This window comes from Paraburkholderia phenazinium, from assembly GCF_900142845.1.
Lineage (GTDB): Bacteria > Pseudomonadota > Gammaproteobacteria > Burkholderiales > Burkholderiaceae > Paraburkholderia > Paraburkholderia phenazinium_A.
This window is the reverse complement of the sequence record NZ_FSRU01000002.1, coordinates 1,284,577-1,311,462: the sequence shown is the minus strand read 5'-3', so window position 1 is coordinate 1,311,462 and position 26,886 is coordinate 1,284,577. Positions and strand designations below refer to the sequence as shown.

The 26,886-nt window shown below is 57.3% G+C and carries 14 protein-coding genes; 6 read left to right on the top strand and 8 right to left on the bottom strand.

Annotated elements, in window-relative coordinates; genetic code table 11:
* The 6 genes from BUS12_RS22910 to BUS12_RS22885 all read right to left on the bottom strand — a co-directional run bounded on the left by BUS12_RS22910 (position 1) and on the right by BUS12_RS22885 (position 8,561).
* Entirely contained in the window at positions 1-2,142 is a 2,142-nt protein-coding gene (locus BUS12_RS22910; protein WP_074299571.1) for an ATP-dependent nuclease, read from the bottom strand.
* A 239-nt stretch (positions 2,143-2,381) separates the two neighbouring features.
* Complete coding sequence (locus BUS12_RS38335) at positions 2,382-3,167, bottom strand: hypothetical protein (RefSeq protein ID WP_143788436.1); 786 nt, start codon at positions 3,165-3,167, stop codon at positions 2,382-2,384.
* Positions 3,124-6,285, bottom strand: coding sequence for a P-loop NTPase family protein (locus tag BUS12_RS22900; RefSeq protein ID WP_216352732.1), 3,162 nt, complete (start codon positions 6,283-6,285; stop codon positions 3,124-3,126). The genes BUS12_RS38335 and BUS12_RS22900 overlap by 44 nt, the downstream gene beginning before the upstream one ends.
* 34 nt (positions 6,286-6,319) lie before the next feature.
* The gene (locus BUS12_RS22895) at positions 6,320-7,516 is read right to left on the bottom strand and encodes an AlbA family DNA-binding domain-containing protein (protein WP_074299567.1); all 1,197 of its coding nucleotides are present in this window, start codon (positions 7,514-7,516) and stop codon (positions 6,320-6,322) included.
* Positions 7,517-7,829: 313 nt separating this feature from the next.
* A complete protein-coding gene (locus tag BUS12_RS22890) occupies positions 7,830-8,156 on the bottom strand; it encodes a hypothetical protein (RefSeq protein WP_074299565.1) in 327 nt (108 codons plus the stop codon).
* 48 nt (positions 8,157-8,204) lie between these two features.
* A complete protein-coding gene (locus BUS12_RS22885) occupies positions 8,205-8,561 on the bottom strand; it encodes a sigma factor-like helix-turn-helix DNA-binding protein (protein WP_074299563.1) in 357 nt (118 codons plus the stop codon).
* A gap of 248 nt (positions 8,562-8,809) precedes the next feature.
* Between BUS12_RS22885 and BUS12_RS22880 the strand changes: the two genes are divergently transcribed.
* The 3 genes from BUS12_RS22880 (at position 8,810) to BUS12_RS22870 (ending at position 19,791) form a co-directional block, all read left to right on the top strand.
* Positions 8,810-13,036 carry an nSTAND3 domain-containing NTPase gene (locus BUS12_RS22880; RefSeq protein ID WP_074299561.1) on the top strand — a complete coding sequence of 1,409 codons (4,227 nt, stop codon included), beginning with the start codon at positions 8,810-8,812 and terminating at the stop codon, positions 13,034-13,036.
* Between the two features lie 685 nt (positions 13,037-13,721).
* Positions 13,722-17,747, top strand: a complete 4,026-nt coding sequence (locus BUS12_RS22875) for a hypothetical protein (protein WP_074299559.1) — start codon at positions 13,722-13,724, stop codon at positions 17,745-17,747.
* A gap of 676 nt (positions 17,748-18,423) precedes the next feature.
* Complete coding sequence (locus BUS12_RS22870; protein ID WP_074299558.1) at positions 18,424-19,791, top strand: AbiJ-related protein; 1,368 nt, start codon at positions 18,424-18,426, stop codon at positions 19,789-19,791.
* Between the two features lie 478 nt (positions 19,792-20,269).
* On the opposite strand, the gene BUS12_RS22865 is transcribed toward BUS12_RS22870, so the two are convergent.
* On the bottom strand, positions 20,270-20,587 hold the full coding sequence (locus tag BUS12_RS22865) for a hypothetical protein (RefSeq protein ID WP_074299556.1): 318 nt from the start codon (positions 20,585-20,587) through the stop codon (positions 20,270-20,272).
* A gap of 446 nt (positions 20,588-21,033) precedes the next feature.
* On the opposite strand from BUS12_RS22865, the gene BUS12_RS22860 reads away from it, so the two are divergent.
* Positions 21,034-21,369 (top strand): helix-turn-helix domain-containing protein, encoded by a 336-nt coding sequence (locus BUS12_RS22860; RefSeq protein WP_074299554.1) that lies wholly within the window; start codon positions 21,034-21,036, stop codon positions 21,367-21,369.
* Positions 21,362-22,609 (top strand): type II toxin-antitoxin system HipA family toxin, encoded by a 1,248-nt coding sequence (locus tag BUS12_RS22855; RefSeq protein WP_074299552.1) that lies wholly within the window; start codon positions 21,362-21,364, stop codon positions 22,607-22,609. The genes BUS12_RS22860 and BUS12_RS22855 overlap by 8 nt, the downstream gene beginning before the upstream one ends.
* A gap of 321 nt (positions 22,610-22,930) precedes the next feature.
* Here BUS12_RS22855 and BUS12_RS22850 read toward each other — a convergent pair whose 3' ends face one another.
* On the bottom strand, positions 22,931-24,124 hold the full coding sequence (locus tag BUS12_RS22850) for a GGDEF domain-containing protein (RefSeq protein ID WP_074299550.1): 1,194 nt from the start codon (positions 24,122-24,124) through the stop codon (positions 22,931-22,933).
* A 532-nt stretch (positions 24,125-24,656) separates the two neighbouring features.
* Here BUS12_RS22850 and BUS12_RS22845 point away from each other — a divergent pair.
* Positions 24,657-26,834: a TonB-dependent siderophore receptor gene (locus BUS12_RS22845; protein ID WP_074301654.1), complete on the top strand. Its 2,178-nt coding sequence runs from the start codon at positions 24,657-24,659 to the stop codon at positions 26,832-26,834.
* The last annotated feature ends 52 nt before the right edge of the window (positions 26,835-26,886 follow it).

Genomic DNA, 26,886 nt, shown 5'->3' with positions numbered 1-26,886 from the left:
TCAAAACACCTTGAGCACGTCATTGATGCGATCATCGGGAAATGCAGCAAGCACCTCGTTCCGGATGCCCACGAAGTCGATTTCCCCGTTCAAGAAGGCCGTTAGCTTTTGCCGGAACGCATTGCATTGTTCCGTGGTTGCGGCGGAAAAAATATCATCTTCTTGGAGCTTTAGCCGATAGCTCAGGATGTTGAACCAGACTTCCTTCTTGATTACGGGGTGCGCGAAGGCGATGGCACGGAGAATATATTCCGGGATGGCTGCGTCTGAATCGATTTTCTTGCCAAGCAGGATGGCGAGCCAGCCTTTGCCGTAGTTATCGGCAATCGTCAACGCCCGCTGCCCGTAGAGCGCCGCATCTGCGGATTCGAGGTCCGTCTTGGCTGTAGCGATGGTTGCCTTGTCCTTGTATACCTCGGGAAGAATGCCGACTACCTTTCTTGCGTTACCTGCTGAGACGAAATCGACCTCAAATGTGTGTGAAGCGAAGAATGACGCAATCCACGGGTTTCCATTGAATGCCGCTTCCAACGCAGCTTTCCTCGCGATTCCCTTCTCCTGAGATGCCTGGTACTTCTTCTTGCGCTGCTGCGCCGCTTCGGGCTCACCGGCTACGAGGGTCGTGTCGATGATGGCCTTATCAAGGTCTGTGACGATACTGCATCGCTTCCGAATTCGATCGCTATGGAAAAGGACCGCGACGTTCTGGAAGCCGGTGCTTCGTATATTAATGAGGCTGATGCCAAGTTCATCCAGGCTTACTCCAAGTACCTTTTTGATGAGTATCGGGATCAAAATCTCTTCGGCGTCGCCTTCGACCAAGACTACGCTTTTCGCGAAAAGCAGGTTGCTGCGCACCGCATCCAAGTAGCGTTGGACGTTACCGATCTCTTCATTCGTAAGACCTGCTGTCGGCTGATAGGCTTCGCATCGATCAGGCTCTCTACCAAGGATGTTCATATTCTGAACATTGCTGACCTCTGAGATATGCGACGAGTGGGTCGAATAGATGATCTGCGTCTCGTCGTACTGGATGCGATCAAATAGCGTCTTTTGAATGTGTGTGTGAATGTGGGCTTCCGGTTCCTCAATCAACAGAAAGTTTGCTATCGATTGTTTGGCCTTCTGGTACTTGAATTCCAGTAGCTTCAAGGTAAGAAATATCAGATTGGCCCCACCCAGACTCAGCTCGTGGATTGGCCCTTCATAGCCCTCTGTTGACTCCCCAACAAACAGCTTGAGCGACTGGAATAGTCTGTCGGCTTCATCGGGAAGATCGGATTTGATCGATAGAGAGGCGGGCGAGTACGCCTCGCCGGCAGCGTCCTTGATGGTGTCTCGTATGTCGGTGCGAACAACCTGGACATCCTGTAAGGACTCTATCGAGTCATTCAGAGCTTTCACCCCATCGGTGATGGCTTGAAAGGCCACGGGATCGATGTCGCCGCTCTTAGCCTTCAGAAGCGATAGAAGAGGGTTCGTCCGGTTGTTGTGGAATTCAGATACTACGTCTCGCAGTGCTTGAACAAACGTGAAAGATATTTCCTTGGAAACGGACAGCACGCTCGGAATTTTAGCGCCGATGACAGGGAACTCGGTCTCCTTACTGAATCTGGCGTTTTCGAAATCGCCAACGACTTCCTTATAAAATTTATCGTCATTGAAGTCCGCTTCGCTCCGACCTGTAAATATCGTCTCGTAGTCATCGATGGATATTGAGCCTTGAATTGCAGCAAGACCGGCATGATCGCCATCATCCAGTTGGGACAGACTGAGGCGAATTTCCTTCTTGGGGCGGAAAATCAGGTTGTAAGTTGCTCGTCCGACATCCTCGTCATCGACGATTCCGGCCCCATGACGGAACAGTGCTTGAACAGCCTCGTCAGCCGAGATTTCCTCAAATTCCAGGCTGATGATGATCCAATGTCCTTGCCATTTGTCCAGGCCACGATGGAAGTCAGTCGAATCCAAGCGGTAGGCAGACCGGATCATGTTGTCATCGAGCAATAGCCTGATTGCGCGGAATAGGTTGGTTTTCCCTGACCCATTCTCGCCAATGATGGTGTTGACGCCCTTGTTGAATAGGAGCTTGGTGTTCGCGAAATTTCTGTAATTGATCAGGCTGAGTTTGGAAATGTGCATATATAGGGCCCCGGTTTGGACGAGGCAAGTGCAATGCTGGATTGCCTCCTTAAATTCCGATCATGTTACAAGGTGTCGCTCGTTCTTGGTGCAGGAACTATCGGGCGTGAGAGAGGAGCGCGCTGTTGTGTCGTTTTGCGCGTCTTGGCGTTCCGCCGTCGGGCTCGCGGGCTACGCGCGCGATGCGCGGCTGGCTGGGCAGATTGTCGTGTGAACGAAGGGGCTTCGGCCCCCTTCGTTCATTGCACCTGTTCTTCGAGGTATTGGGCCATTTCCTCGAAGCCGCTCACCACGGTACAGTCCAAAAACTTGTCCAGTCCGATTCTCTTGTCGGACAAGAGATTCGCAAATTTTCTGTCCGTGAAAAGCGCATGGGCGACGGGGAGGGCGGATGCCGCTATCAGGAAGTCGTTAGGATCTCCGTTCTTGTACCGACGATTCGGATCAAACCGCATCAATCCATACAGCGAGCTGAGGATGCGCATGGTCGGCAATGCGCGTGAGGAAGGGGCTTGCTTCCAGTGGGTCATTGCGTTCAAAGCATCCAGGGTGATTTCCTGATGATTGAGTGCCATGCCTTCATTGATGAACCAGGCTTCGATGCCACCCTTCAGCTCCAAGAAAATCCCTGTGTTGAGATTCACAACCTCGGCCTGATGCTGTGCCTTGCCATCGTTGAGATCGGCAATGCCGCGCGAATTGTCCCATTTCTCACCCGGTTCATCGCCGGCCACATCCAACTGGATGGAAAAGGGAAGCTCGTACAGCGCATCAAAAAAAGCCTTGTTGAACGTGGTTTCGTCCACCTGTTCCTTGATGAAGCTTGGCAGCGAGATGGTCGGTATTCCTATCATTTCGACAGGGCTGCACAAGAAATCTTCCAGCCCCTCAGCTTCAACCAGCCGGTTTGTGCGCAGCATCTGCAACTCGAAGCCGGTACGGTCATGGAAGGACGTGATGCAAAGCCCTTGAGAAAGCTCGTCAACCAGCTTCTTGAGCGCCTCGCGGGTGGTCAGATCGACCATCGAGTCCGTGAGGTGCTTCGCGATATCGATTCCGCTCGGCTTTCACAGAGGCATCATGCGTCTTCTCGATCTCATCTTTAACGTCCTTCTTCTTGACCTGCCCAAGTAGGACTGATGCCCAAAGCTTATGCCATGGAAGCAGTGCACCGATATCTTCCTCAAACTCTCGAAGATCGCGAGAGGTTGCATGCTCGTTATTCTTCTCGATCTCTTGTTTAAGCTCGGCGTGAGCTATATCGATCAGCTCGATCGGCTTTCCTTCGAGCGCGGCCTGTAGGCAATAGGCGCGTAGCAGCGGAAAGCGAGTTTTTGAAAATCTTGACGCAAGCCCTCGCGGTGGCTCGGCGGGTAAATAGCGCGCGAGTATCGCAGCCGCGTCGCTATGCGTGCATAAACCCCTTTTCAATGCAGCTTCAACAACAGCTGTCACTGCATCGAGCGCCGCCTCCCCATTGTCCCAGCCACCGCGACTGTTAACTTTGATACGGACTTTCGAGAGTTGACGGAGTATTCGTTGCGTTGCTTGGTCAGGAGGGGTCTTATGCACCTCTCGTAATTCGACAACGATGGCAAGCGTCAAGCAAAGATTGTTCTCGGCGATACCCGCGATTTCATCGATATCTGACCAACGTCCATGATCAATCAGGCGCCGGATTACCAATCGCCCGACTCGATACGAGATTTCACGTGGTTTCCAGCGTCCTAGATTCTCTATCGCACTTGCTGGCCCATGAATATTTAAGTGTGCAAAGGTCAGTTCAACGATATCCTGATCAGAGACGCTCTCTTTTTCACGTTCGTCAGGTGTTAGCCGCGACCAGTTTTGCAGCCATTCGTGGGCCATACGCAAACGACTACGTGCCTCGCCCATCAACTCTTTTCGACCGGAAAGAAGCGCAGCTTCGTATGCGTGATGAGAGCCGATCCACCCGGCACCAAAAGTGCGACGGGAAATGATGTCTTGAATGAGATCAAGCTCGATGAAATCTGATACAAGGTCGGTATTTTCTTGGAGCAATTTTCGCTGCCGATCGTCACCCGCCGTCTCGCCACCAGCTTTCAGGGCAAGCTTCGTCGCTTCAAGGTAGCGCTGCGATCGGAGGCCCGCTTTCAACGCAAATTGCAGGCGCTGCAATTCGACATCGCGTCTTTCAAGCGCATTTGCTTCTGGGAGTGCAGACGAAGACAGTGCCAAGTCAACCAGATCGGAGAATTGGCCGGCCTCCAGCATCAGTTGAGGCAGTATGGAGGCGACATACGCGCTTCCGCTTGCCAGCGGTTTCATGCTGGTTATGAAGCCAGCTAATCCTTGCGCCGTGGGTTTGAATTTGTCACGGAACCACGTTTCGGCAGGCTCATCTAGGAACTGAATAGTCTCTCCAGTCACGAGGAGCGGTCGGCCAATATCGTAAGCGAAGCTCTTAATCGCCTCTGGCTCGACTCCTGATATCGCCGAGAGGATAGGTATCGGAATCAATGGGCGTAATGCTGCCATGCCTGCACAGATTTTTTCGACACGTTCCTTTTCAATCGAACCTGAGGCATCCTTGAGCTTCGCAATAGCGTTACTCAACAGATTCGCAATTGTGTCTTCTACGCTCGTAGGATTGGGTCCGAGTAGTCGTAACACTTCTTGCAGCGGCAACTTCTGCGATAAAGCCAGTGCCTGCACTCGTGGATTGTGCGAGCTTAGTAGATGAAATTCATCGACGTCGTGCTCGTTGGCGTCGGGAAATATTTTGCGCAAGAAAGCTGCCGTCTCGTTGCGACTAAACGAGCGCAGCTCGATCGATTGTGCCGCAATGGGCGGATCAAGAAGATATTGACGATGTGTGCGGCACAGAAAAACTAGACGGACACCATTAGGGATGCTTGCGCGAATGAGGTCACGTGCGAACGAACGCGCCTCACCTATCTCCTCAGCGGCCATCTGCGCGTTATCTGCTGCATCCACGACTACGCATAAAAGCGCGTTCGGTTCGAATGAACGCAAGACTTGCACTGCTTGGTTCAAGCGGTAAACAAACGCGCGAACATACGCTGATGCATCGGCGTGTATCGTAGGGATTAAAGGGTGGCAGAGGCCTCTTGCGGCCAATTCGTTTGCAATCTGAACGAGTGCATCTTTATGTCTATGACGATAGCCAGTCGCGCCTCGGTACTGTCCGTTGCCAAAGCAGTCGTAGAGAATACAGACTGAACCATCTGGAAGACCCTTGCCGATTCGTGTCGCGAAGACCGATTTGCCAACCCCACCGGAAGCGTGGACGATGACGGGGCTCGTCGCGCCGACGATTTGATTGATAATTTCGGTCCCCTGCTCGCGCGACACGGCATTACTAATATCGCCGACAAGGCAGTTGGCGGGGAACAGCAGACTTTCGTCAGTCTTCAACGCCCGCAGTACGTCGATCTTGGTTATCGTAGGATTCTGTTCACCTTCGGAAAGAGCCCGTCGGGTAACAAGCTCTTTCAGTTGCGTTGGCGCATCAACGTCCGCATCAGGTAAATAGCCGCTAACTTCCTGGAACAGGACGTTGCGTTGATCCCAGTACCCATCTTGGCGATCTTCGAAGTGGAGCAGCTTACAGAATACTGCAAGCTTACCGCCCGCCAGCTCGGTAAATTTCTCAAGCTTCGCTAGTTCATCTGGATGACGTGGAGTTGTGTTTGCTGCAGCATCGGCCACGGCTTCGACAAAATTCGAGCTGATCGGTCTATTCGTGACAAACCAAAACTCCAGCTTCTTCACCAATTCGGCCTGAGCGTGAGCTTTTTGTAGTTCGGCAAACCGCTTCGCGAAACCCTTAATGGTTTTTTCCAACCCACTTGCCGTCCAGGGGGCATTTGCATGCAGGGTCGAGTGCTTGAGCTGCATGTAACGCACCAACCGCGCTTGGTCGATATCCTCGCTGTCAAAATACTCCGCGATGTCAATCAGTTCCTCACCAGCTTCGATTGGTTCCGCTTCTGGCTGCTCGCCCAGCGACGGACCTTCGATGCTCACCGCGACCAGACCTCCATCTGTGGTGAGTAGCTTCAGACAGCGTCGAGCAGCCCAAAGGTAATGAAACTGATCGCCGTCGCGGCTGGGGCGAACCAAATTTGTGTTTGACATTGAGTTCTTGGTGCCATTAGCGATATATCTGCGTTCAGTTTCTCACGTTGCTTCCGCGCCATTCTCCTTGGCTGTCGTACATGTCGCATCGGTGAAGGCCCACAGCGTTCCAAAGTACATTGAAGACTGGTCGTAGAACTGCAGGGACATCAACGTCATAGTTGTCAAGATAGATCTCTGGGAGCGCAACGATTTCACGCCCGATTGGGGAGGTCTCGCTCCAGCCCAGTCCTTCCGGCGAATATCGATAGACAGTTCGAGTTGCATTGCACAAGGAGAGGAAGACGTAGACTGGTAAGCCAGTATCGTAGGATTTCAATACCCCGAGATATTGCCGGACTGCTTTGATGACGAGAGTTGTGAAGTCGAGACCGACGAAGCGCGATTGGCCATCTGGTTCATGACGAAGTTCGCCGACACCTTCCATCGCGCCGTTTCGAAAGAACTGGGCATAAGCGAGACGGGTGCCTTCCTCGTGCCTATTCGTATAGTTATAGAACCCATCGAGATTGACGCCGGTCTGGTTCGATCCACCGATTTCGTCGGGAGGTAAGGGGACGTGTGTTCCGGTTGCGATCGCTTGGACGATGTCGGCTAGCCGTCCATCCGCGAATGATGGGACAGGAATAACATGAACTACCACCTTGCCTAACTGGTTGAGTGGAATCGGCGTATCGCCGGCGGCAATCTTGACCAGCCGGTCGGCCTGAAACGATCGGATTCGCTCGGCCATATGCGGCGCGTCATTGAACAGTTGGCGAAGCTGATGGACGTTAGGCTGATATTTGGTGGTTCCTGCACGCGCCCAAAATTTGTTGCTATCACGGGCGATGACTCGGTGGGGCGGAAGGAAACTTCTCGGTATCCGAACAACTAGAACATGGCCACCGGAGGCGATGGGAATTGCGCGAATGCGTAAATGATTAATCCGAGGTTCGAGGCCAGTCAAAGCGATTTGCTCGAGGCGCCTCGTTTCTTGGTCAGCGTCCCCCTCGAAGGGCATAAGCTTTGTCGGTGTTCCGTCTTGTTCTTCGATGCCGATAACGATATCGCCACCTAGGGTATTAGCAAAGGACGAAACGTCTGCAAGGAATTCTGAACGGTTGTCGCCGCTATCGCCATAGGTTTGCTGCTTGTAATCGAGGTAGGACGATTCACCTACCTTCATCGTGAGAAGGTTTCTGAGATCGGCTTCGGTTATATTATCGAGCGGAATATCCAGCGGTGGCATGGAATGTCCTAGCCTATAAGAGGTAACGATGACAGAGTACAAGCGTCACTTTCGGTAGCACGTTTGATATTCTAACCTTCGTTTTTCCGGCGCTGACGGAGAAATTCATCCGCGCGTATTTCTGGTCAGGCTGCAGGCTGTTCCGAGAAAATTGAGGGACTGGGGGATCGGCCGCCGTGCTATCTGGACGAGGCTATTAATGGAAGTGATCCCGGAGCACAATCTGAATAGGCTGCCTCGGTACGCACAAGTATCCTGAGCAAGCGCAACGTCCATGTTGGCAGGTCGCGCTGCTGAAAGCACAAGTCGACTATCAGGCAGGCAAGGGGGCATCGGCGCCCGTTTGGGCGCGCTGATCTTTGATCAGTGCGCGGGTTTGCTTGGCAGTCAACGGGGTCTTGGTCTTTGAGTCCTGATAGAGGTCACCATAGGCCAGGACTTTGGCTTCGGTGTACTGCTTGCCCGTTGCACTATTTTTTGTCATCAGCAAGGCGACGACTTCCGCATCGACACCTTCCTCCAGCAGCCGGCCGGCTCGCTCAACTGCTGATCCCGCACGCGATGCAGGGGTGGCAACTTTTTCGATGAGATCGGAGCCACCATCAACGATAGCATTCGCAACTTTGATGATTTTGGACATTTTCAGAGCCTTTTATAAGCCCGCTGAACAAGCGTAGCGTTATGAGATCTACATCGACGACTTCTTGATTTGCGCAACTCGAGACTGAGAGATTCCGATGCGTTTTGCCACTTCCACCTGAGTGATCCCTTGATTCAGCAACGACAGAACCGAACGGTTCCGCTCGCAGATCGTCAACGAGGCAGGGTCAGATTGCTGACTTTGGCGCAGATCTCTCGCAATCCATTCGTCGTGCTGAATCCGTCCGCTCCAGTGCTGCACATTTGCCGAGACCATTCCCGTGCGGTTGTCGACCGCCAGAGAGAACCTAGCGATTTCAGGATCGGTGGTCAGTTGCCGCGCGAGTTCCGTAAGCTGTTGGCGAACCTCGTCGGCTTGCAACACAGGACTCGGTACAGGCTTCATTGGTCGTGCCATGTTCGCTTTCAAGAAGTTCTATTTCTAATATAAAATATAGTAGAAACGCTGCCGCACGTCAATGGCCTAGTGACTTGGATTTGTGCCGGGCCGAGACTTGAAGGAGCGAGATGATCGGAGAAGGGCGGCTTGCCGAGGGGCGTGGCGTGAAAGTGCTAATTTCCACTGACCTCCGCCCCAATTTAAGACACTCCGGGACCAGCCGGTTGTATCTTCATGAGTGAACCAAAATTTCTATGACGATAGAAAATGACGGAGGCGGGGCCAATCCGTCTTACCAAGGCTATGACTATCAGAAGTTGGTAACGGTCTGGGTGGCGTTGCGGCTGATGTTCTCGCGGGGCGCCGTCACGGATCAGGTCGTGGTCGAACCGGCTTCGCACGACGACATCAAGGCGCTTTTGGCCGTGTCGCAAGAAACGGCCGACTCCAGCCTCAAGATCATCGCCAGCGGCGAACTGCATGTCCAGATCAAGTTCAAGGGCGCGGGCGCCTGGAGCAGCAAGGAATTTGCAGGCGTGGTCAATGACAAAATAGCCAAAGGGATCAAGGGTCCTAAGCCTCGGCCTCGGGCCAAGGCTATGCTGCTAGCTGACGGCAACCGACGCTACGTCTTTATCACGAACTCCAGCGTCGACGGCGTTCTGGCCAAAGGTCGGGTCAAGTACCCCGAACAGATTCCAGATGCCGACTTCACTCCCTCGAACCTCAATCTCAAGGCGCCGCAGCGGCAAAGTCTCGCCGGCCGTTTCGCCCTGATCGAGGGTATGACGCATTCGGAGACGCGGCGGCAAATCGACGAAATTCTTACGGAAAGACTGCACGTTCCCAGCCAAGGACTCGACGCCTGCGTCGATCGTCTTAAACGAGCGGTCGAAGATCGCTTTCTCGCGGTCCCCGATCCACTGCGCAAGGCGGACATCGAGAAGGTCGCCGAGGGCTTCGGCGGTGTGCCACATGCAAACCCACAGCTCGCCCGCTACGTCGCGCCTGCTAACTTGCCGGTCGCAGAGGCGCGCTTGACTCGGTTCGGCGCAGTTCTGTTGATTGGTCCATCGGGCTATGGCAAGAGTCTGACTGCTGACAAACTAGCCTTCGACCGCCGTCACGCCGCTCCACCTTACAAAGTGGTCCGCGAGAGCGCGGGATTGCCGGCGATCGAGGAGGCATTCGCTGCCCCTGGCCGAGTGCTCTTCCACTTGGAGGACCCTTGGGGCCAGTCCGCTCTCAAGAGGAGAGAAGCTGAGGAATGGTCCAAACGGATCAGCGCTCTCATTCACCAGCGGGTTTCCGACAAGCAGTTCGTCATCACCTCTCGAAGTGAGATCTATCGCGCGGCCCTCAGCGCATCGCCGCCTCCGGTCTGGGCCGACCGCGCTGTGGTCATTGACGACGACGCCTATGATGACGCCGCACGCCAGGCGATCTTGCATGGCTCTCTGGCCGTAGCCGGCGCATGGCGCCAAGATCTCGCGCTCCAGCACGAAGCGCGTCTGCTTCGCACGTTGAGGTCTCCGTTCGAGCTGAACGCCTTCGCGCGTGAACTAATTGCCGTCCAGAAACCCGCCGAGGCGGACATTAATAGACTGGTAGATCGGGCGCTCAGCGACAGCCGGCAGCAGGTGGTCCGCGACCAGATCCGCGGCTTCGGCGACCGAGGTGTCCGCGGCGCGGTTGTACTCTGGGCATTGCTGCGCTATTCCCGTAGTCTGCCGCCTAGCGAGCTCGTGAGGCTCCGTCGTGAAGTAGATCGTGAAGATAGCGTCGAGATCGGACTCGACGACTTGGCAGAGCATTTGGCTCAGACCCAACTGACCAAGGACGGCGACGGGGCTTACGTCGCTCATGCCAAGGTCATCGAAGCTATGGAGCAGTTGGCTCGTGAGCAGCCTCGGGCGGCCGAGGACGCACTGAACGCTACCGCACGGGCAGCCCTCATACTCGCCGCGCAGGATTTGAACTGGTTAAATGTGGTTGAGCGCCTGGTGACTGGGGCTAGGGCACTCGAGAACGACGGTGTCGAACTCGACGAGGCCGTTGAAACTAACTTCGATCGCTTTTTGAGCGACGGCCTGACCAAAGCCGTCGGCCATGCCAATGCCTTCCGCAGGGCTTGGCGCGCGGCCGATCGTCGGCTCAGTCCGAAGTCGCCGATTGGCTGGCTTGTTAACTGGCTCGAACACGGCGCGCCCAAAGAGAAAGATGGCTTTGCCGCTATCGGTTGGCGACCGCCCAAGGTCTCCAAGGCCGACCGCGAGGCCGTCATCGCCGCAGATCCCCGTCTGCACATACTCAAGGGGTTCATCGCTCACCAGTTGCCCCGGACTGCCACCAACTACGACGGCGATGATCTGCTGCCTTGGCTGAAGTCGTTCGGAGAGGATTTCACCGAGGCATTTTTGGCCGCCGGCCAAGCAGTGGCCGAAGCGGCCGACTATGTAATGAGCGCCGATGCGATCTCGGAATGCGCTCTGGCGGGCCTTGAGCCGCCGTATGAGGCTGTGTGGGATCAGATCGAAAAAATGCAGGCGAGCGTCGACGCCGCCCTTACTCAGTCGAGTGTGGACCGCCACCGAGCTTGGCAGGGCGAACTCGATTTCGCCGAGAGTCTCCATATCCAGGAGCGCGTCGAGGAGGAGGGGCCTTCAGCCAATCACTTTGCCAAGGGCTACGTCAAGGCAAGACGTAGCCAGCAAGGCCATGGTTGGATCGTGGAGCATCCTAGGCCGGATATCATCTTGCCTCTCTGGGCCGAGGCAATGCGCTACAACTGGCCGAAGGTCACAGCCGCCGAGCTTGATGCGTTCTTCGAGGCTGCGGAGGAGGATGACCGTCTTCAGGCCGCAGGGTTGGGAGTTATAGCAGACCGGCGCTTGGAGTTCGGACGAGACCGCGTTTCGCACGCCCTGACCAGCGGTGGTCCCAAGGCGATCGACGCCGCCGTCCGGGCTCTGTCATTCCTTGAAGGCGACGGGGAGGAAAAATCTGGCAAGCCGTCGGCCCAAACCATTCTGCTGGAACTTTTGTCGACGCTGTCTCCTGTCCGCGCAGCCCTGCTTGCGCCCGAGATTGCCAATCTCGAATTTGGGAAGAAAAAGGTCGCGCTCGCGCAGCGCATCCTTGCCGCGAGTCCACCCGATGGCGCGGCTGCAGTGCATCTCGCGCTTTCGCGCACGCTCGGAGCTGACGACATCACTCTTCTGCAGTGCTTCCGAGACCTCCCGCCAAGGCAAGCCCAGGACCTGCTGGTGGAGGGCCCACGCAGCCTGACCCGTCTTTTGCTTCTGATCTCCGCGGCCGAAGGTCAAGATGTCCTATCCTTGGCAAAACAGTGGGCAGAATCTGAGGACGAGGACGATGCGCAGGCGGCCGTCCGAGCCTTGGCTGAACTCGGCTGTCCTGAGGCTCGGAGTGCGATCGTCACGGCGCTCAGCCATCCGCACTACAAAGTCCGCCGTATAGCCGCGACTGCCTTGGCCCCAAAGGCGAATGAGGCTGAAAAGGTGGAGCTTCTAAAGCTGACCACGGACAAGAGCGCACCGGTCAGAGCAGCCTTGGCCGTGATTATCGGTCAACATGGCTGGAGCGAGGGGGTCGACGCTCTCTTAACGCTCCTCGACGACCGTCGAAACTACGCCCGGCATCCCGAACATCAACACCGGGAAGAACCCGAGTATCACGTCGCCCGCGCCGCCGCAGAGGCTCTCGGCAGATTCGGCACCTTGCCGGCGGCAGTTCTCGATCACATCATCGCCTTCCTCAACAGAGCGAAAGACGAAGCGATTGATGTTGTTTTGCACGCGGACCTACTTGATCTCTTAACTTATCCAGACCATCCGTCCGCATGGGATGCGATCGAACACGGTCTTCACGACTACCACGTCGTTGGGGGCAAGGAGGAGAACCTTTATCCGGTGCGCTACGCGGCAGGATGGGCCGTCGTACATCGGATCAGCCGGCATCCCTTAGAGCACGACCTCGTGCCGTGGACGGTGATCAATGCGGCGTCGGACCACATCGATCCGCAGTTTGCCGCGCCACTGCTGCTAGCGCTCGGCACGCACTTGGCGACCGACTGCGACGCCGGAACCCTAGAGGCCCTTCGTAGTGCCAACACGTCCGACGCCCGCGTGGCAGTCGCGCTGTCAATGATCGACGACCACGAGGCCGCGCGGGCGTTGGCGATCAGACATGGTCTCTTGGCAACAGACCATCCCTTCCTCGACGACAGCGACGATGTCTCCACGAACGACGCTCAATTCGCCCGTTGGCCGCTCTCATCGCGCGGTCGCACCTGGCTTTCGTCCCTGCAGGATGGCGACGATGTCGAGTCGACCCTGTTGTGGATGATGGCTGGGCGAACCGGCCTCCCCCTAATTAATGACGAATTCCATCCATGGCAACTCCAGCGAAAGGAGGCCATGCCGATCATGACCTTCGCAGAGATGTTCGGGATGGAGTGAAAACCACACCAAAGCCCGAGCGGCCAAGGCAGATCGGCAGCGCGACATAAGACCGCCGCTACTAGGGGGAACGCTCAGTTGATGAGTCGAAACCCGGTGATCACATCGTTGGCCGAGCGGGCATTGCGCAGTTTGAAGACGTCGCGTGCGATTGCATCGCATGGCCCTCACCGAAGACCGGCTGTGCCAGCGAGATGAATTTCTGAAGTATCCGTTTTCTGGATAGCAGATTGAACCGCGGTTCTCCTGACGGTACGGGAACATCGATGGCGCCGCCGCTCTCACCGTTCACTTTGAGACGGCATTCGCCAAGTGAGAAACGTGGTTTGACGCGTACAGTGATTCGCCTCATGAATGCGTCTAGATATGCGGCTCCTATAGGCAACACATCAGGGATAGTCGCATGTTGTCTTGTCGGTGCGAAGTTCGCAGACATCGACCGGATCATCTGCAAACCGTCGCTGCGAGCCCAGCCAGTAGCGGCAACGGGAAATCACTGCACGTTGTCACAAGACCGAATCCATCCGCGAAAGCGAGCGTGTGTGGTCAACGCGTGAGATTCAGAGATGCTGCTGCGACTACTATTCTGCAATACCGAAAATATTGAGAGTCCCGAATGCATCCTGAATATCATATCCCGCGGGCTGCGAGCCTTAAGGGAGACAGTCAACTGGCAGGCACACGCATGTTGTCAGACTGGCGCGATTTGGACGCGTACGTTCTGCTCGGTGAGCCCGGATCTGGAAAAACGGTGGCGTTCCAGACGGAAGCACTGGCCAACGGGGAGGACGCCCTTTACGTTACGGTCCGGGACTTCGTGACGCTGGGTCTGCCACCGTCTGCAGCAGGCAAGACGCTCTTCATTGACGCTCTTGACGAGCGAAGATCGGATTCTACGTCGCCACTCGCGTCTCTGGACGAAGTCAGGGCAGTGCTGCAAAGCGCGGGTTGTCCGAGATTTAGACTTTCCTGCCGTGAAGCCGACTGGATACGGGGTGGTGCTTCAGATCTTGTACGGGTGTCGCCGTCGGGGTCGGTCGAGACGCTTTGGCTCGAGCCGCTGAGCGAGTTCGAAATCACAGAGCTGCTGACGAAATGGACGCCCACGCGACTGGCGAATCCGGCCACCTTCCTGATGGAGGCTGAGCAACGACGACTCGCTCCGCTTCTCGGCAATCCCTTGCTGCTCAATCTGCTCGTGGATGCTGTGAGGGACGGAAAATGGCCCGACAGCCGGAGTGCGACGTACGCGGCCGCGTGCGCGATGCTGGCGCGCGAGCACAACGCAACCCATCTCGAGATGCGCTTAACCCGGCGCAACACTCCGCCCAACCGGATAGCATCGAGCGCCGGCAAGCTTTTCGCGGTGATGCTGGTAGCCAATTGCACGGCTATCTACATCGGAACGGAGGGGGTTGCTCCGCAAGACAGCTTTCATATCGATGACCTCCCCGAAGAGTTTCCACTGGACCGGCAGACGGCGCTGATGGCCCTTGATTCGAAACTGTTTGTGTCCGATGGCGATCTACGGCGACCGGTCCACCGGACAATTGGCGAGTACCTAGCGGGGAAGACAATTGGCGAGCTGGTCAGTCAGAAAGGACTTCCGGTTCAGCGCGTCCTCGCCGTCATATCCGGTGCGGATTTCCAGACAGTAGACCCGTTGCGGGGGCTATATGCTTGGATGACGCTTGGGTGTCGCCAGGACCGCGAGCTGCTGATCGCCCGCGATCCTCTGGGGCTCGTCCTGTACGGGGATGTCTACTCCTTCTCCATTGGTGAAAAAACGAAGCTCCTGACCGCCTTGCGCGACGAGGGGGCAAGACTTCCCTGGCTTCGTAACGAAAACTGGGAGGCGCACCCGTTTGCGGCGCTCGGGACCCACGACATGTCAGATATTTTTGCTCGATATCTCCAAAGCGATGCGCGAGACACTGGCCATGAGGCATTGCTCGACTGCATCCTGGATGCGATTCTTTACGGCGAACCATTCCCGGATCTGGGCGAAACGCTGGAGCGCGTCGGACGGGACGATACGCATCCGGACAAGGTCAGAATTGGCGCCCTGAGCGCGTGGCTGAAGGACAACACGTTCAGCGCAGCGGCCGCAAAGACCCTGTGCCAGGACATTCTTCAAGGTCGGGTCGTCGACAACTACGACGAGCTGATTGGTGTATTGCTTGACCGGCTTTATCCAGATCACATGTCGACCGCGGAGGTACTTGAGTTTTGTCAGCCTCCGAAACAGCCATCACTGATCGGTCAGTACAGGATGTTCTGGGCCGTCCACTTCATGCGACGACTGCCGGGCGAGGACGTCCCCGGGGCCGCCGACTTTTTTGCGGGCACACTCTGCACGCAAGAGGCGCGTGATGATGAGGACGTACCCCAACAACGTTATGAGGGCATTCGTGAGCTTGCCGAGAAAGTCCTGGTCCGCGCGGTGCTAGAGTACGGCGACGCCGTTGACTCTACACGCCTGCTAAGGTGGCTTGCAATCGGTCTGGACAAGTACGGAAGCGCAGTGCTCTCAACCGACGCTGGCGGGAAGGTGGCAGGGTGGTTTGGTCGCCAGCCAGAGGTACTGAGGTCGGTATTCCTTGAGGAAGTCTCGCGAATCCGTGCCGATCCACGGGACGGGCGGTACCACTATGGAAACGTTGACGAATGCTTTTTTCGCGCCCCCAAACCACGTGACTGGTTCACTTGGCTTCTGGCCGAAGCGATAGATGCCGATGAAGAGGACTTCGCACGATACTGCCTGCAAAGCGCGACGTATGCTGCTGTCAACATGGCCAGCCATTTCGACATTGATCTCGAAGCTCTAGAGAAATGGATTAAGGCAAACGACTTGCGATGGCCATCGGCGAACGACTGGAAAATCGAGCAGACCGCGTGGGCTCTCGATTCATATCAAAGACGCGAATATCATCGCAAACGGGACGAGCAAAAGAGAAAAGCGGGAGAACGTGCAGAGCGGCAACTGCGCATTGCCCCCCAACTGCTGGACGCCTATCAGGGCAAGGGCAACCCTGGTCTACTGCGGGACATTGGACTGGCCTATCGGGGGCTCTTCTACGACATCAAGGGCGACACGGGCACCGAGCGCGTCCGTGACTTTCTCGTTGTGTCGGAGTCGGATGCGGCTCGGGCAGTAAGTGGCCTGAAGCTGGTGCTATCGAACTTCGGCTTGCCTCGCATTGACGATATCCTTCATCTCTTTGCGGCGCGCAAGGTCTACACCGTCAGCTCTGCGGCGCTGCTTGCGGCCGAGCTCGCGATTCAGGACGACCTGTCTGCGTATCTGGCGTGGAGCACGGAACTCATGGAGAGTCTGGTCGGCTTTCACATGCTGGAATCGATTGGCCCCAAACCCGTTTGGTTCCTGGCTATCGCAGCGTTGCAACCTGTCGTGATCGCGAATCTCGTTTCACGGTGCTGGCGAGCTCAGGCGAGCGCGGTGCCACGGACTGATCCACTGTATTTTCTCCGCGAGAACGAGGCGCCAACTGAGTTCGTCCGGCATCTGCTGCCTCAGCTTGTCGAGGCCATGGGGCCAGCACCGGATGAGCGGCAACTCCATTTTTTTACGAACGTGTTGCTAACGGCAGCAGCGAGACATCTTTCGCTAGAAGCACGATCGGCGCTGTTGAAGTCAATACTTGAGCGTACCGGTCTAAGTCTGGAGGTAGAAACATCTGTGCGGGTCGCGCTCGTTGGCCTTGATCCCGAGAAAGAGATTCGGCGGCTGGAGCGGAGCATACTGGCAAGCCCGAGAGGCCCGTTTGTTCTCGCAGAGTCTGTGCAGCGACAGGAAGGTGACTTTTTTGACATGTTGCGGGCGCGGCCGGCGATCAACGCGCGAGTCATTTCGTTGCTCGTTACTCAGCCCTCGTCTCCATCGACACTGTGGAATGGTTCACCTCCCAGTCAGCTGAGCGGTACCATCGATCGGCTTCTAAATCTGCTGTCGGCGTCGCCGGCTCCTGTCGCGGGTGCCGAACTTGTGCGACTGCGCGGTCTTTCGACGATGGACGCGTGGCAGATTCGTCTTGACGGGTTGATGTTTGAGCAGAGGCGGCTCGCCCGTAACGCCCTGTTCGTCGCGCCATCGCCGGCCGCAGTCGCGCTGATGCTGGCAAACCGAGCGCCCGCGAATTCACGCGATATGGCGGAGCTCCTGCGCGACCATCTGATCTATTTCGCACGCAGGATTCAGTTCGAGGAGACAAACTGGCTCGACCTTTTCTACGAAGCCGATGGAAACGGGGGGGAGAAACCGAAGGATGAGAATACCTGCCGAGACATCCTGTTAGGGTTGCTGCGGGATCGCATCGCATTGCGCGACGTGCAGCTTGAAAAGGAAAGCGTCTCTGCCGCGGAGCGTCGGGCGGATATGCAGACCACCGTGATCGTCCAGAGCGAGCGCAGGATTTCCCCGGTCGAAATCAAGAAGGATAGCCATCCGGAGGTCTGGTCAGCCTGGCGCGACCAGCTCGAACCTCGATATATGCGCAGTCCGGCGGCCGGAGATGTCGGCATGTACCTGGTACTCTGGTTTGGCCATAGAACAAAAAGAGGACCAGGCGGCCAGAAGCCCCAGAGTGCACGGGAGATGGCCGAGAATCTCGACGCCCTGATCCCGGCAGCGTATGTGCCGAACATCGTGGGTCTCGTTATTGACCTGTCTCGACAGCTATCGCGGACGTAAGCAGGACAGGCCAAGACGACTGCCAGGAAGAAGGACCATGAGCTTTTCCGTCGATCCAAGACCGCGGTTGTTTGCAACGTCTGGCGATGGCCGCGCCGACGTCGGACTATAGCGAACCGGACTATATGTGGCACTTGAGCCTACGGATGGTGGGGAGCCTCGGACTGTCGCCGTCGGCGGTGCATCCCGGCACTTCTTGTATGGCTTTCGTAGCGACCAGCGGCGATGTAGAATAAAGCGTTTCGCAGCGAACGCCTGCATTGCAGGCGTTCGCTCAGGGAAGACAGGCTGTCTTTGGGGAGCACCCACTTCGCGGTTCATGTGTTGGGCACAAACCAGGCTCGTAAGACCGTTCAGGCTGGTTTGGATTTCAACCTTGATTTCACCGAGGAGGTGCCTATGAAGACTCATGACGACCACAAGAAAAGCTCGTTCCGTTCGGCAATCCGTGCAATTAAACACGTTGCGTTGTTCCTGAGCCTAGTCATGTGCGCACACATGAATCGTGCGCTTCCCTGAGCGAATGCCGCGTTGCATACGGGCTCTCCTGTGTGGAGCGTTCCGTCGAAGATACGCGCGCTGGGCAATCGCACGCCTGAACAGAGGCAGCAGGATGCGTTCGATAAGATCGACGCGCTGATGCGCGCCATGACGCTGCGAGGTTGAGTCTTACCCGATGGACTACGCGCAACTTCGCTCGCTGTTGGAGCCGCTCATCACGGGGTTAAAAGACGCCGGCACGCATACCATGTTGCCAATGCTTTGCGAAGAATTGGGGTTGCCCGTGCCCGCCACGGACGGCTCCAAGCGTGAGCGCATAACCGCCAGCTTCGATGCGACAACTGACGCCGATCTGCCTGCGGTGGCCCGCAAGCTGCTGGTGCGCCACCCACCCAATGCCACTATACGCAACCAGATTCAGGACATTCTCTGGAGCGACAGCGGATGTCCGCCGATCCCGAAGCGGTATCGGCGCGAAGTTGCTCGAAGACTCAACAGCGAAGAGCTGTATGGAGATGCTCACAGGTTCGACGACCTTCTGGAGCGGTTGTGGATCTTGGATGCCGATGACTGGATGAACTGGCTGGGTGGCAAGCCCGAGGGATTGCGCGCGGAGATCCAGCAGCACGTCCATCGCAATCCAGAGGATTGGCCGGCCGAAACGCTGTTCGACCAGTTGGGCGCCTATGACGCTTCCGATCGGCGCTTTGCGCTGTTTCTTGAGGGGCTGGCCTCGGCCGACGTGCGACCCGACGAGGCAGCGCAACGCCAATTCGTCGCTTGCGTCAACGAGTCGCTGCGCAATTGCGGCGTCGAGCTGCGCGAGACGGATTCGGAGGGAGGCTACCCGGTCTTCTCGATGGTTTTGTTGCACGCGACGACCAAAGGTCGGCCGAAGAATCTTATCTTCGCCTCACCCGACAAGCCCGATCTGCGTTTCTGCGACGCGCTAGACAACGACGTCGAGATCGTCACCAATGCCGACAAGGTGCTCGTCTATGACCGTCCCATCGGTAACGATGGGCTGCGCTGGAGCGAGCTGCAGCAGTGGTGGGGTGATACCGAGCAGATCGCTGATGCCACGCAAGCCAAGCGTTCGCTGTACGCGCGTCTCAAGGCCAGCTTGCCCCGCAACTCTCCGCCGCAGGCCTTGTTGTTCGACGCCTTCTTCGAGGGGTTCCGCAGTGCCGTACCGAACTTGCCCGCACTGCTGCCGGAAGTATGGCTTCACTGGGATCCACGCACGGTCAAGGAGCGAGGGCCGGATGCGCTTCTACGCTTTCGCATGGATTTCCTGTTGCTGCTACCGCAGGGTGTGCGGGTCGTCATCGAAGTGGACGGAAAGCACCACTACGCGGACGGCGCAGGGAGTGCCGACGTGCAACGCTATGCGCAGATGGTCCGGGGTGATCGCGAACTCAAGCTAGCGGGATATGAAGTCTTTCGCTTTGGGGCCGTGGAGCTGCAGGCGCCAGCAGCCAAGGCGGACTTAAAGGCCTTCTTCGAGGCTCTGTTCAAGCGCTATGGTGTTTCAACGAGCTGACAACCCAGCCTCGCGCTAACGCCGGCAATTCTTTGGAGAGCACAGTGCAGAAGAGCCTGAAGTCTTACTGCCTATTCGGTATGATTGAAGCTGATTGATGATAGGTCGGCGCTCCGCAAATCGTCCCGAATCCCGCGCCAGAAAAGGGCGTGTTTTCCTGACGGTAAAAGCGACGGTAAGGGCCCACGTCGATCACTGCAAATCCCTTTAACCATGCGGACTTGCAAGTCTCGTTGATGATCGAGTGGGAATAGGGATTCTCCCTTTTTAAATCAAAAGTTTTCGTAAGTGACAAACGACTCGCGCCATTCAAAACTGGCGAGGGTCGTTATTAATCCAGGGGGGGGCGAGGTCTCGCTCCGGTCTTAGGGGCGTCGCAAACTGGCTATACGTCAACAGTGACCGAAGTCGTATCTGTTTCGGATAAAGGAGTGTCGATCGGTGCGCCGGGAGCGTCATGCGGTCAGGATGTGCTGTGTTAACTCACATTCTCCATAAATATTATAAAACGCGAGCCATATGGAAAGCGTGCAATGCAGCGGGCGGTAGACAAATGCGTCTCGATCTGATCGGGCATGCAATAGCCAATTTCTAACGGGAAGTGCACGCATCGCCCGTGAATGGGGTTTGTCATAGCGAATTGCTTCACCTCCTCGGTCGAATCAGTTGCGCAACCGGAAAAGTTTCCAATAAATGGCTCAAAAAATTCAATGAAACCGTCAGCGCCCTGATTTCCTCCCCAGAAATCGGCGTTCTTGATGTTGTAGAGACCGCGGTCGCCATAGTGTTTAATCATATCTGCGAGAACGGCTTGATTGGATGATATGTCTTTGTCGCTATGAGGCGGCTCTCGCACCTCGATGAACCGGTATATGGTTTTGCCATTCAGGATTTTTTGCCGTTCTCAAGGTTGATGAAAAGTTTAGGCTCGCTGTCCAGAATTTCTAATGCGTTGAACGCATATTTGCGCCATGAACTGTCTTTCAGGCGTTGGTTGATGCTGTGCCGTATTGGGTCGCGTGAGGGCATGGTGATTTTCTATGGTAGCTGCGTCATCGCAGTGGGGGGAGGCTGCCGGTTGACTGTACGAGGCTCATCGTCATAAAGAAATTTACCAGCGGAGTGGTCTGCGATCCATACCAGCACGGCGTCGAGTCGTGCGATCAAGTCAGATAAGATCGTTGATCGATATGTAATCTTCGTGATACATTAAAGGAATTAGAGACTCAGGAAGGTTGCAACATGCCAACCCCTCATGCTCCTTCTGCCGGCGTCCGGCGGGCGCTGCGCAAATTGGGCGTCGATATTCACGACGCGCGTCGCCGCCGCCGGTTGACCATGGCTGTGATTGCCGAGCGGGCCTTCACGTCGAGAGCGACCTTGCAGCGCGTCGAGGCGGGCGATCCCAGCGTGAGCATGGGCATCTATGCGGCAGTTCTGCAGGCGCTTGGGCTTCTGGATGGCCTACTGGAGGTTGCTGACCCCGCTCGGGATACAGTGGGGCAGTCACTGGCAACCGCGGCGTTGCCTCAGCGCGTCCGGCTGCCCCGTATCAGGGGGAAGAGTGATCATGGCTGATGTCGAGGTGTATATCGATCTCGACGGCACGCCGCGACCAGTGGGGTTGCTCAGACGCCATGCATCGCGCCGGGAAGAAACGGTTACGTTCGAATATGACGAGACCTGGCTGGCCGACGACGAGCGCTTTTCGATTGAACCGGCGCTGGCGTTGACGCGCGGCGTCTTCCCGCCGCCGCCTGATCAACCCATCTTTGGTTCGATTGGCGATTCGGCGCCGGATACCTGGGGACGCCGCCTCATGCAGCGTGCGGAGCGTCGACAAGCCGAACGGGAAGGACGGCGCGTTCGCACGCTCGGTGAACTGGATTATCTGCTGGGCGTAGCTGATGAAACGCGCCTCGGCGCGCTGCGATTCCGCTGGAGCGGAGAAGACGAATTCCAGGCATCCGCGCCTACTGGTGTGCCCGCACTGATCGAATTGGGTCGGTTGCTTCAAATCACCGAGCGCATCCTGCGGGACGAGGAAACCGATGAGGATTTGCAACTGATCTTCGCGCCTGGGTCGTCACTCGGTGGCGCACGTCCCAAGGCCTCGGTCATCGACCAGTACGGCCATTTGTCGATTGCGAAATTTCCGAAGGAGACCGACGAATACAGCATCGAGACCTGGGAGGAAATCGCCCTGCGATTGGCCGAACGCGCCGGTATCCCCACCCCGTATCACGAACTGCTCGAGGTAGCGGGCAAGGCTGTACTGCTGTCGCGTCGCTTCGATCGCGCGGGGATCATTCGCATTCCCTTTCTCTCGGCAATGTCGATGACAGGATCGCGAGACGGCCAACGTGGCAGCTATCCCGAACTGGTTGACGCGCTGACACAGCACGGTGCGAAGGCGCGGGCCGATGCCGCGCAGTTGTATCGCCGCGTGGTCTTCAATGTCCTGGTCTCCAATGTGGATGACCATCTGCGCAACCACGGTTTTCTGTGGACGGGGCGCGATGGCTGGATATTGTCACCGGCCTATGACCTCAATCCCACGCCAACCGACATCAAGGCACGTATCCTGACGACTAACATTGATCTCGACGAGGGAACGTGCTCGGTCGGCCTCCTTGAAAATGCGGCGGAGTTTTTCGGCTTGTCGGTGAAACAGGCTCGGGCCACGATCCGGGAGGTGGCCGATGTGACCCGGACATGGCAGGCAGTTGCTCAGGAAGTCGGTTGCCGGCGAGCGGAGATCGGACGCATGGCGAGCGCCTTCGAGCACGACGATCTTTCCGCTGCATTGCGGTTGTGACCGATATCGAGAACCGCGTTCGAAAGAGCCTGACGGTATCAGTGACGGTATCGCGTTTACAAGTTGCCCCACGGCGCTCCGTGTTCGCAATTTTCAAGCAAAGCGGGCTTGGATTCTCCGATGCGGCCCGGCGAAAGCCGTTAAGTGCCGGACAGGTTTTTCGGTATTGCTAACGGTATTCACGACCTTTGATCGAGCGGAAAAGCTGTCCAGCCAAGGCTCCAATGGTTGGTTGACGATCGAGTGGGAGTGAGAGCACTCGACGGTATTGGCGACGGTAGAAATGGCGCGCCATGGCCCGTTCGACCCGGGCTATGGCGCTCACGCAAGGTATCTGGTCGACGCTTCGGGCGCTACGGCGGCCTCGTCGGCCACCGTACAATTTCTTCCCGTGCGTTTCGCGGCGTACAGCAGTCGATCCGCTCGGGCCAATAACGTGGTCACTGTTTCGTCGTCCTGACATTGAGCGACGCCCGCGCTAACTGTGACGTGAAGCGTGGAGGATATCTGCGCAAAACGCGTGGACATCAAAACGGTACGTAAGCGTTCGGCAATGCCCTTTGCCAATGTGCGGTCCGCGCCGGGAAGGAGGATCACGAATTCCTCGCCACCAATACGGCCAACGATGTCGTCGGCCCGAACCACTGCACGCAGAATCCGGCTAAATTCGCGCAAGACCTCATCGCCCGCGGCGTGCCCGAAGCGGTCGTTGACCGACTTGAAATGGTCTATATCGCATATCACCATCGAAAGTGGGCGGTGCTTGCGGTCGGCGGCGAGGCGGGTCGCCCGTAGCTCAAAAGCCCGGCGGTTCAGGATTTGGGTGAGCGCATCAAGATCCCGTTCGGCGACAACGTGTTCAATGACGTCCGACACCGTTGCGGCCAGCAATACCAGTGCGAGCACGACGCCAAAGAGGGTAAGCGACATTTGCAGTGCAACCCAAAACGCGGTCTGTCCGAACTGCGTGGGGCTGTGGGGCAGTGATTGCCCGACCGTCAATACCGTCCTGACAAAGAAGCTAAGACCGAAAACGAGAAGAACCCAGAACAGCGCCTGATCAACCGCCCGACGCTTGAGCGACGAGCGGATACGGAATGCCGTAGCCAGCACGACAAAACCAATACAGAAATTCAGGATGTACACGCGAACCAGAAGATCCCGCTTGACGTAGGAGAAGAAATACATCGCAGCGGTGACGGTCGCGAGGACGAGCAGGTGCGTCGTCCATCGGAAACGAAGACCCCGCCGCCGTAAGACGCCCTCGTTCAGGGAAAGGGCACTCAGTACAAAGAGCAACGCCGTTGTCACAGCACCCAGCTTCCAGTCGGCTGGCCAATGAAAAATCTCCATTGTCGAACCGACCGCGTAAGCGATAAAAGAGGCAAACAGCAGGACGAGATACTGCCGTGTCTTATCGTATATCCAGACGCTAAGGAAGCTGAACGCGAAGACGACAGAAACACCAGGCACAATCAGCTGGAAAATCTGATTGGGTGTCAGCGGGATTTCCATTTCCTTTCGATTCCGGCAAGCGATCAGCGAATTGAGCGCACCGACGGTTCGCGTGCCAGACTCGCGTCTGATCTGGTGGATGCCCGGCGTTCAAGGCGGTGCAGGCCGTGCTTTGAAAGCAGTGGAGAGACTTCGCCATCCCCCTGGGTGGACCCACTGGAGCGCGTCCGGCCGTCCGCAAAATAGTAGCGCATTGTAACTCGACAACACTTTGCGTCTCTATTTTGTGAAGCGGAGTGATTAAATCTGGTAAAGCTTGCACGCAAATGAGGAATGCTTTCAACACACAGCCGGTTCAACGCACCGGCAGTTAGCGCGATCTGGCCATCGCGTTTGCGCGCGAGGGCGTGACGTCCATCACCATCCCAGAAAGCCTTTCGCAAGAATTATGTTGCAGATGCGAATTACTCGCATTATCATTCGCGTTCTGTACTGACCTTACCACTTGACAGCCGCGCGCCACGAGCGCTCATGTCCCGCGCAGACCTTGCTGCACGGGCGTTTGCTTGCGCCTGCGCTCAACCAGAACTACATGCAGAACCCGTCTACCGTGCGCCGATTGGCGTTTGTCCGTGGCGCGAACCGTGCCCCCTCGCTTCTCAGTGCGGCGCTTCTGACGAGCGCCGGTCTCTCGCTCTCCACGTTGTCGACACCCGTCTGGGCGCAAGCCGTCGCGTCGGATGCGCTCACGTTGCCCGCGGTGAGCGTGACCGCCTCGGCCTCCGACGCGGCCACGCAAACCGATAAGGTCAGCGCCGGCGCGCTCGGCTCGCGCAAGCAGGTCGACACGCCTTTTTCGACCCACGTGGTGTCGAGCGAAGAAGCGGAAGATCTGATGGCGTCGACGGCCAACGATCTGTTCAAGTACGATCCGGCGGCCTCCGTCAGCAGCAGCAACCGGGTCAGCGAAAACTCGATGTTCACCGTGCGCGGCATGCCGGTCGACACGCTGAACGGCATCAAGGTCGACGGCCAGAGCTTTCCCTCGTGGGACACGGATCTTCCGCTCGAGCCGTTCGAGCAGGTGCAATTGCTCAAAGGGCTGTCGGGCTTCATGTATGGCTTCGGCTCGCCGGGCGGCATCGTCAACTACGTCCTGAAGCGGCCCACCGACGATCCGTACCGGAGCATTTCGGTCGGCTACGAGTCGGCTGGCGTGTTCAGCGAGAAGATCGATCTGGGAGGCCGCTTCGGCAACGACGAGCGCTTCGGCTACCGCCTGAACCTGGTGAACGAAGACGGCAATACCGCGGAGCCCAACGGTCATGTGCGCCGCCAGGTGGCGTCGCTGGCATTCGACTTCCGCATCACACCGGATCTGACCTGGAGCGCCGACGCGTTCTATCAGAAGCGCAAAACCAACGGCACGCTGTTCGGCCTGATGTTCGGTTCGGGGCTGGGCATCCCCGACGCGAACTCGATCAACCGCGACCTCACGCAGCCGCAGAATTACTACGAGACGGAGATGGCATCGTTCGGCACGGGCCTCGACTATCGTCTCTCCAAGAACTGGCACGTGAGCCTGAAGTACCGCTTCGCCAAGGAAAATCGCACCAACTCGGATAGCCTCATCTTCGTGAACGACAGTGCCGGCGACTATTCGAACACGCTGTACGCCGCGTTGACGCGCTACTTCTATCAGAACGTCGATGCAATGGTGCAGGGCCAGTTCAATACCGGCAGCATCAGGCACGACGTGGTGATCGGGGCGGGTTTCCAGTCGCAGACCAGCGAGTACGACAACAGCGAAGGCTGGAACGAGGGCTACAGCCTCGGCACCGGCAACCTGTATGGCAGCAGCCTGCTCACGAATGCCGAAGTAGGCATTGGCGAGAATCTGTACCGGCAGTCGCGCACCACCCAGGCCGCTTTGTACGCGAGCGATACGGTGCAGTTCACCTCGCGCTTCTCGGCGTTGCTCGGCCTGCGCTACACGCAGTTCCGCCAGGACGTCTACGATCCGAGCAGCGCCGTGTCCTCGCAGTACAGCGCGAATCCGGTTACGCCGACTGTGGCGCTGATGTACAAAACCGATCCGTATTCCACGGCATATGCGAGCTATGTCGAGTCGCTGGAGCAGGGCGGTTCGGCATCGAACACCAACCTGAATTACCCCGCCACCTTCGGGCCGCTGCGCAGCAAGCAGTACGAAGTCGGCTTCAAGACGGATCACCGGAAGTGGGGCGCCAATCTGGCGCTGTTCCGAGTCGACCAGGGTTACAACTACACCAACACCGAAAACGTGTTCGTGCAGGACGGCACCAGGCGCTACACCGGCGTCGATGCGAGCGGCTGGCTCGCGCTCACCAACGAGTGGCGCGTGCTAGGCGGCGTGATGTGGCTCGATACGAAGGCGGTGGATATCGACGACCCGAGCATCGAAGGCAAGCGCATCTACGGCGCGCCGCGCTTCACAGTGACGGGCCGTGTCGAGTACAACCCGTCGTATCTGCGTCCGCTCACACTGGCCTTCGGCGGCAAGTATGTCGGCAACGAAGCGGTGGACGCGACCAATACCCAGTTCGTGCCGTCGTACGTGACCTATGACCTGAGCGGCAGGTACGAAACGCGCATCGCCGGCAAGGACGTGACGCTGCGCGCGGGGATCAACAATCTGTTCAACCGCCGCTACTGGACCACCGCGTGGGGCTATTACGTCTCGCCTTCACCGACGCGCACCGCCGTGGCGAGCGCGACGATGCAGTTCTGAATGCGGGCCGCCAGCGTTCTGCAACGCGCGGGCCCGAGGGCCCCATCGCAGC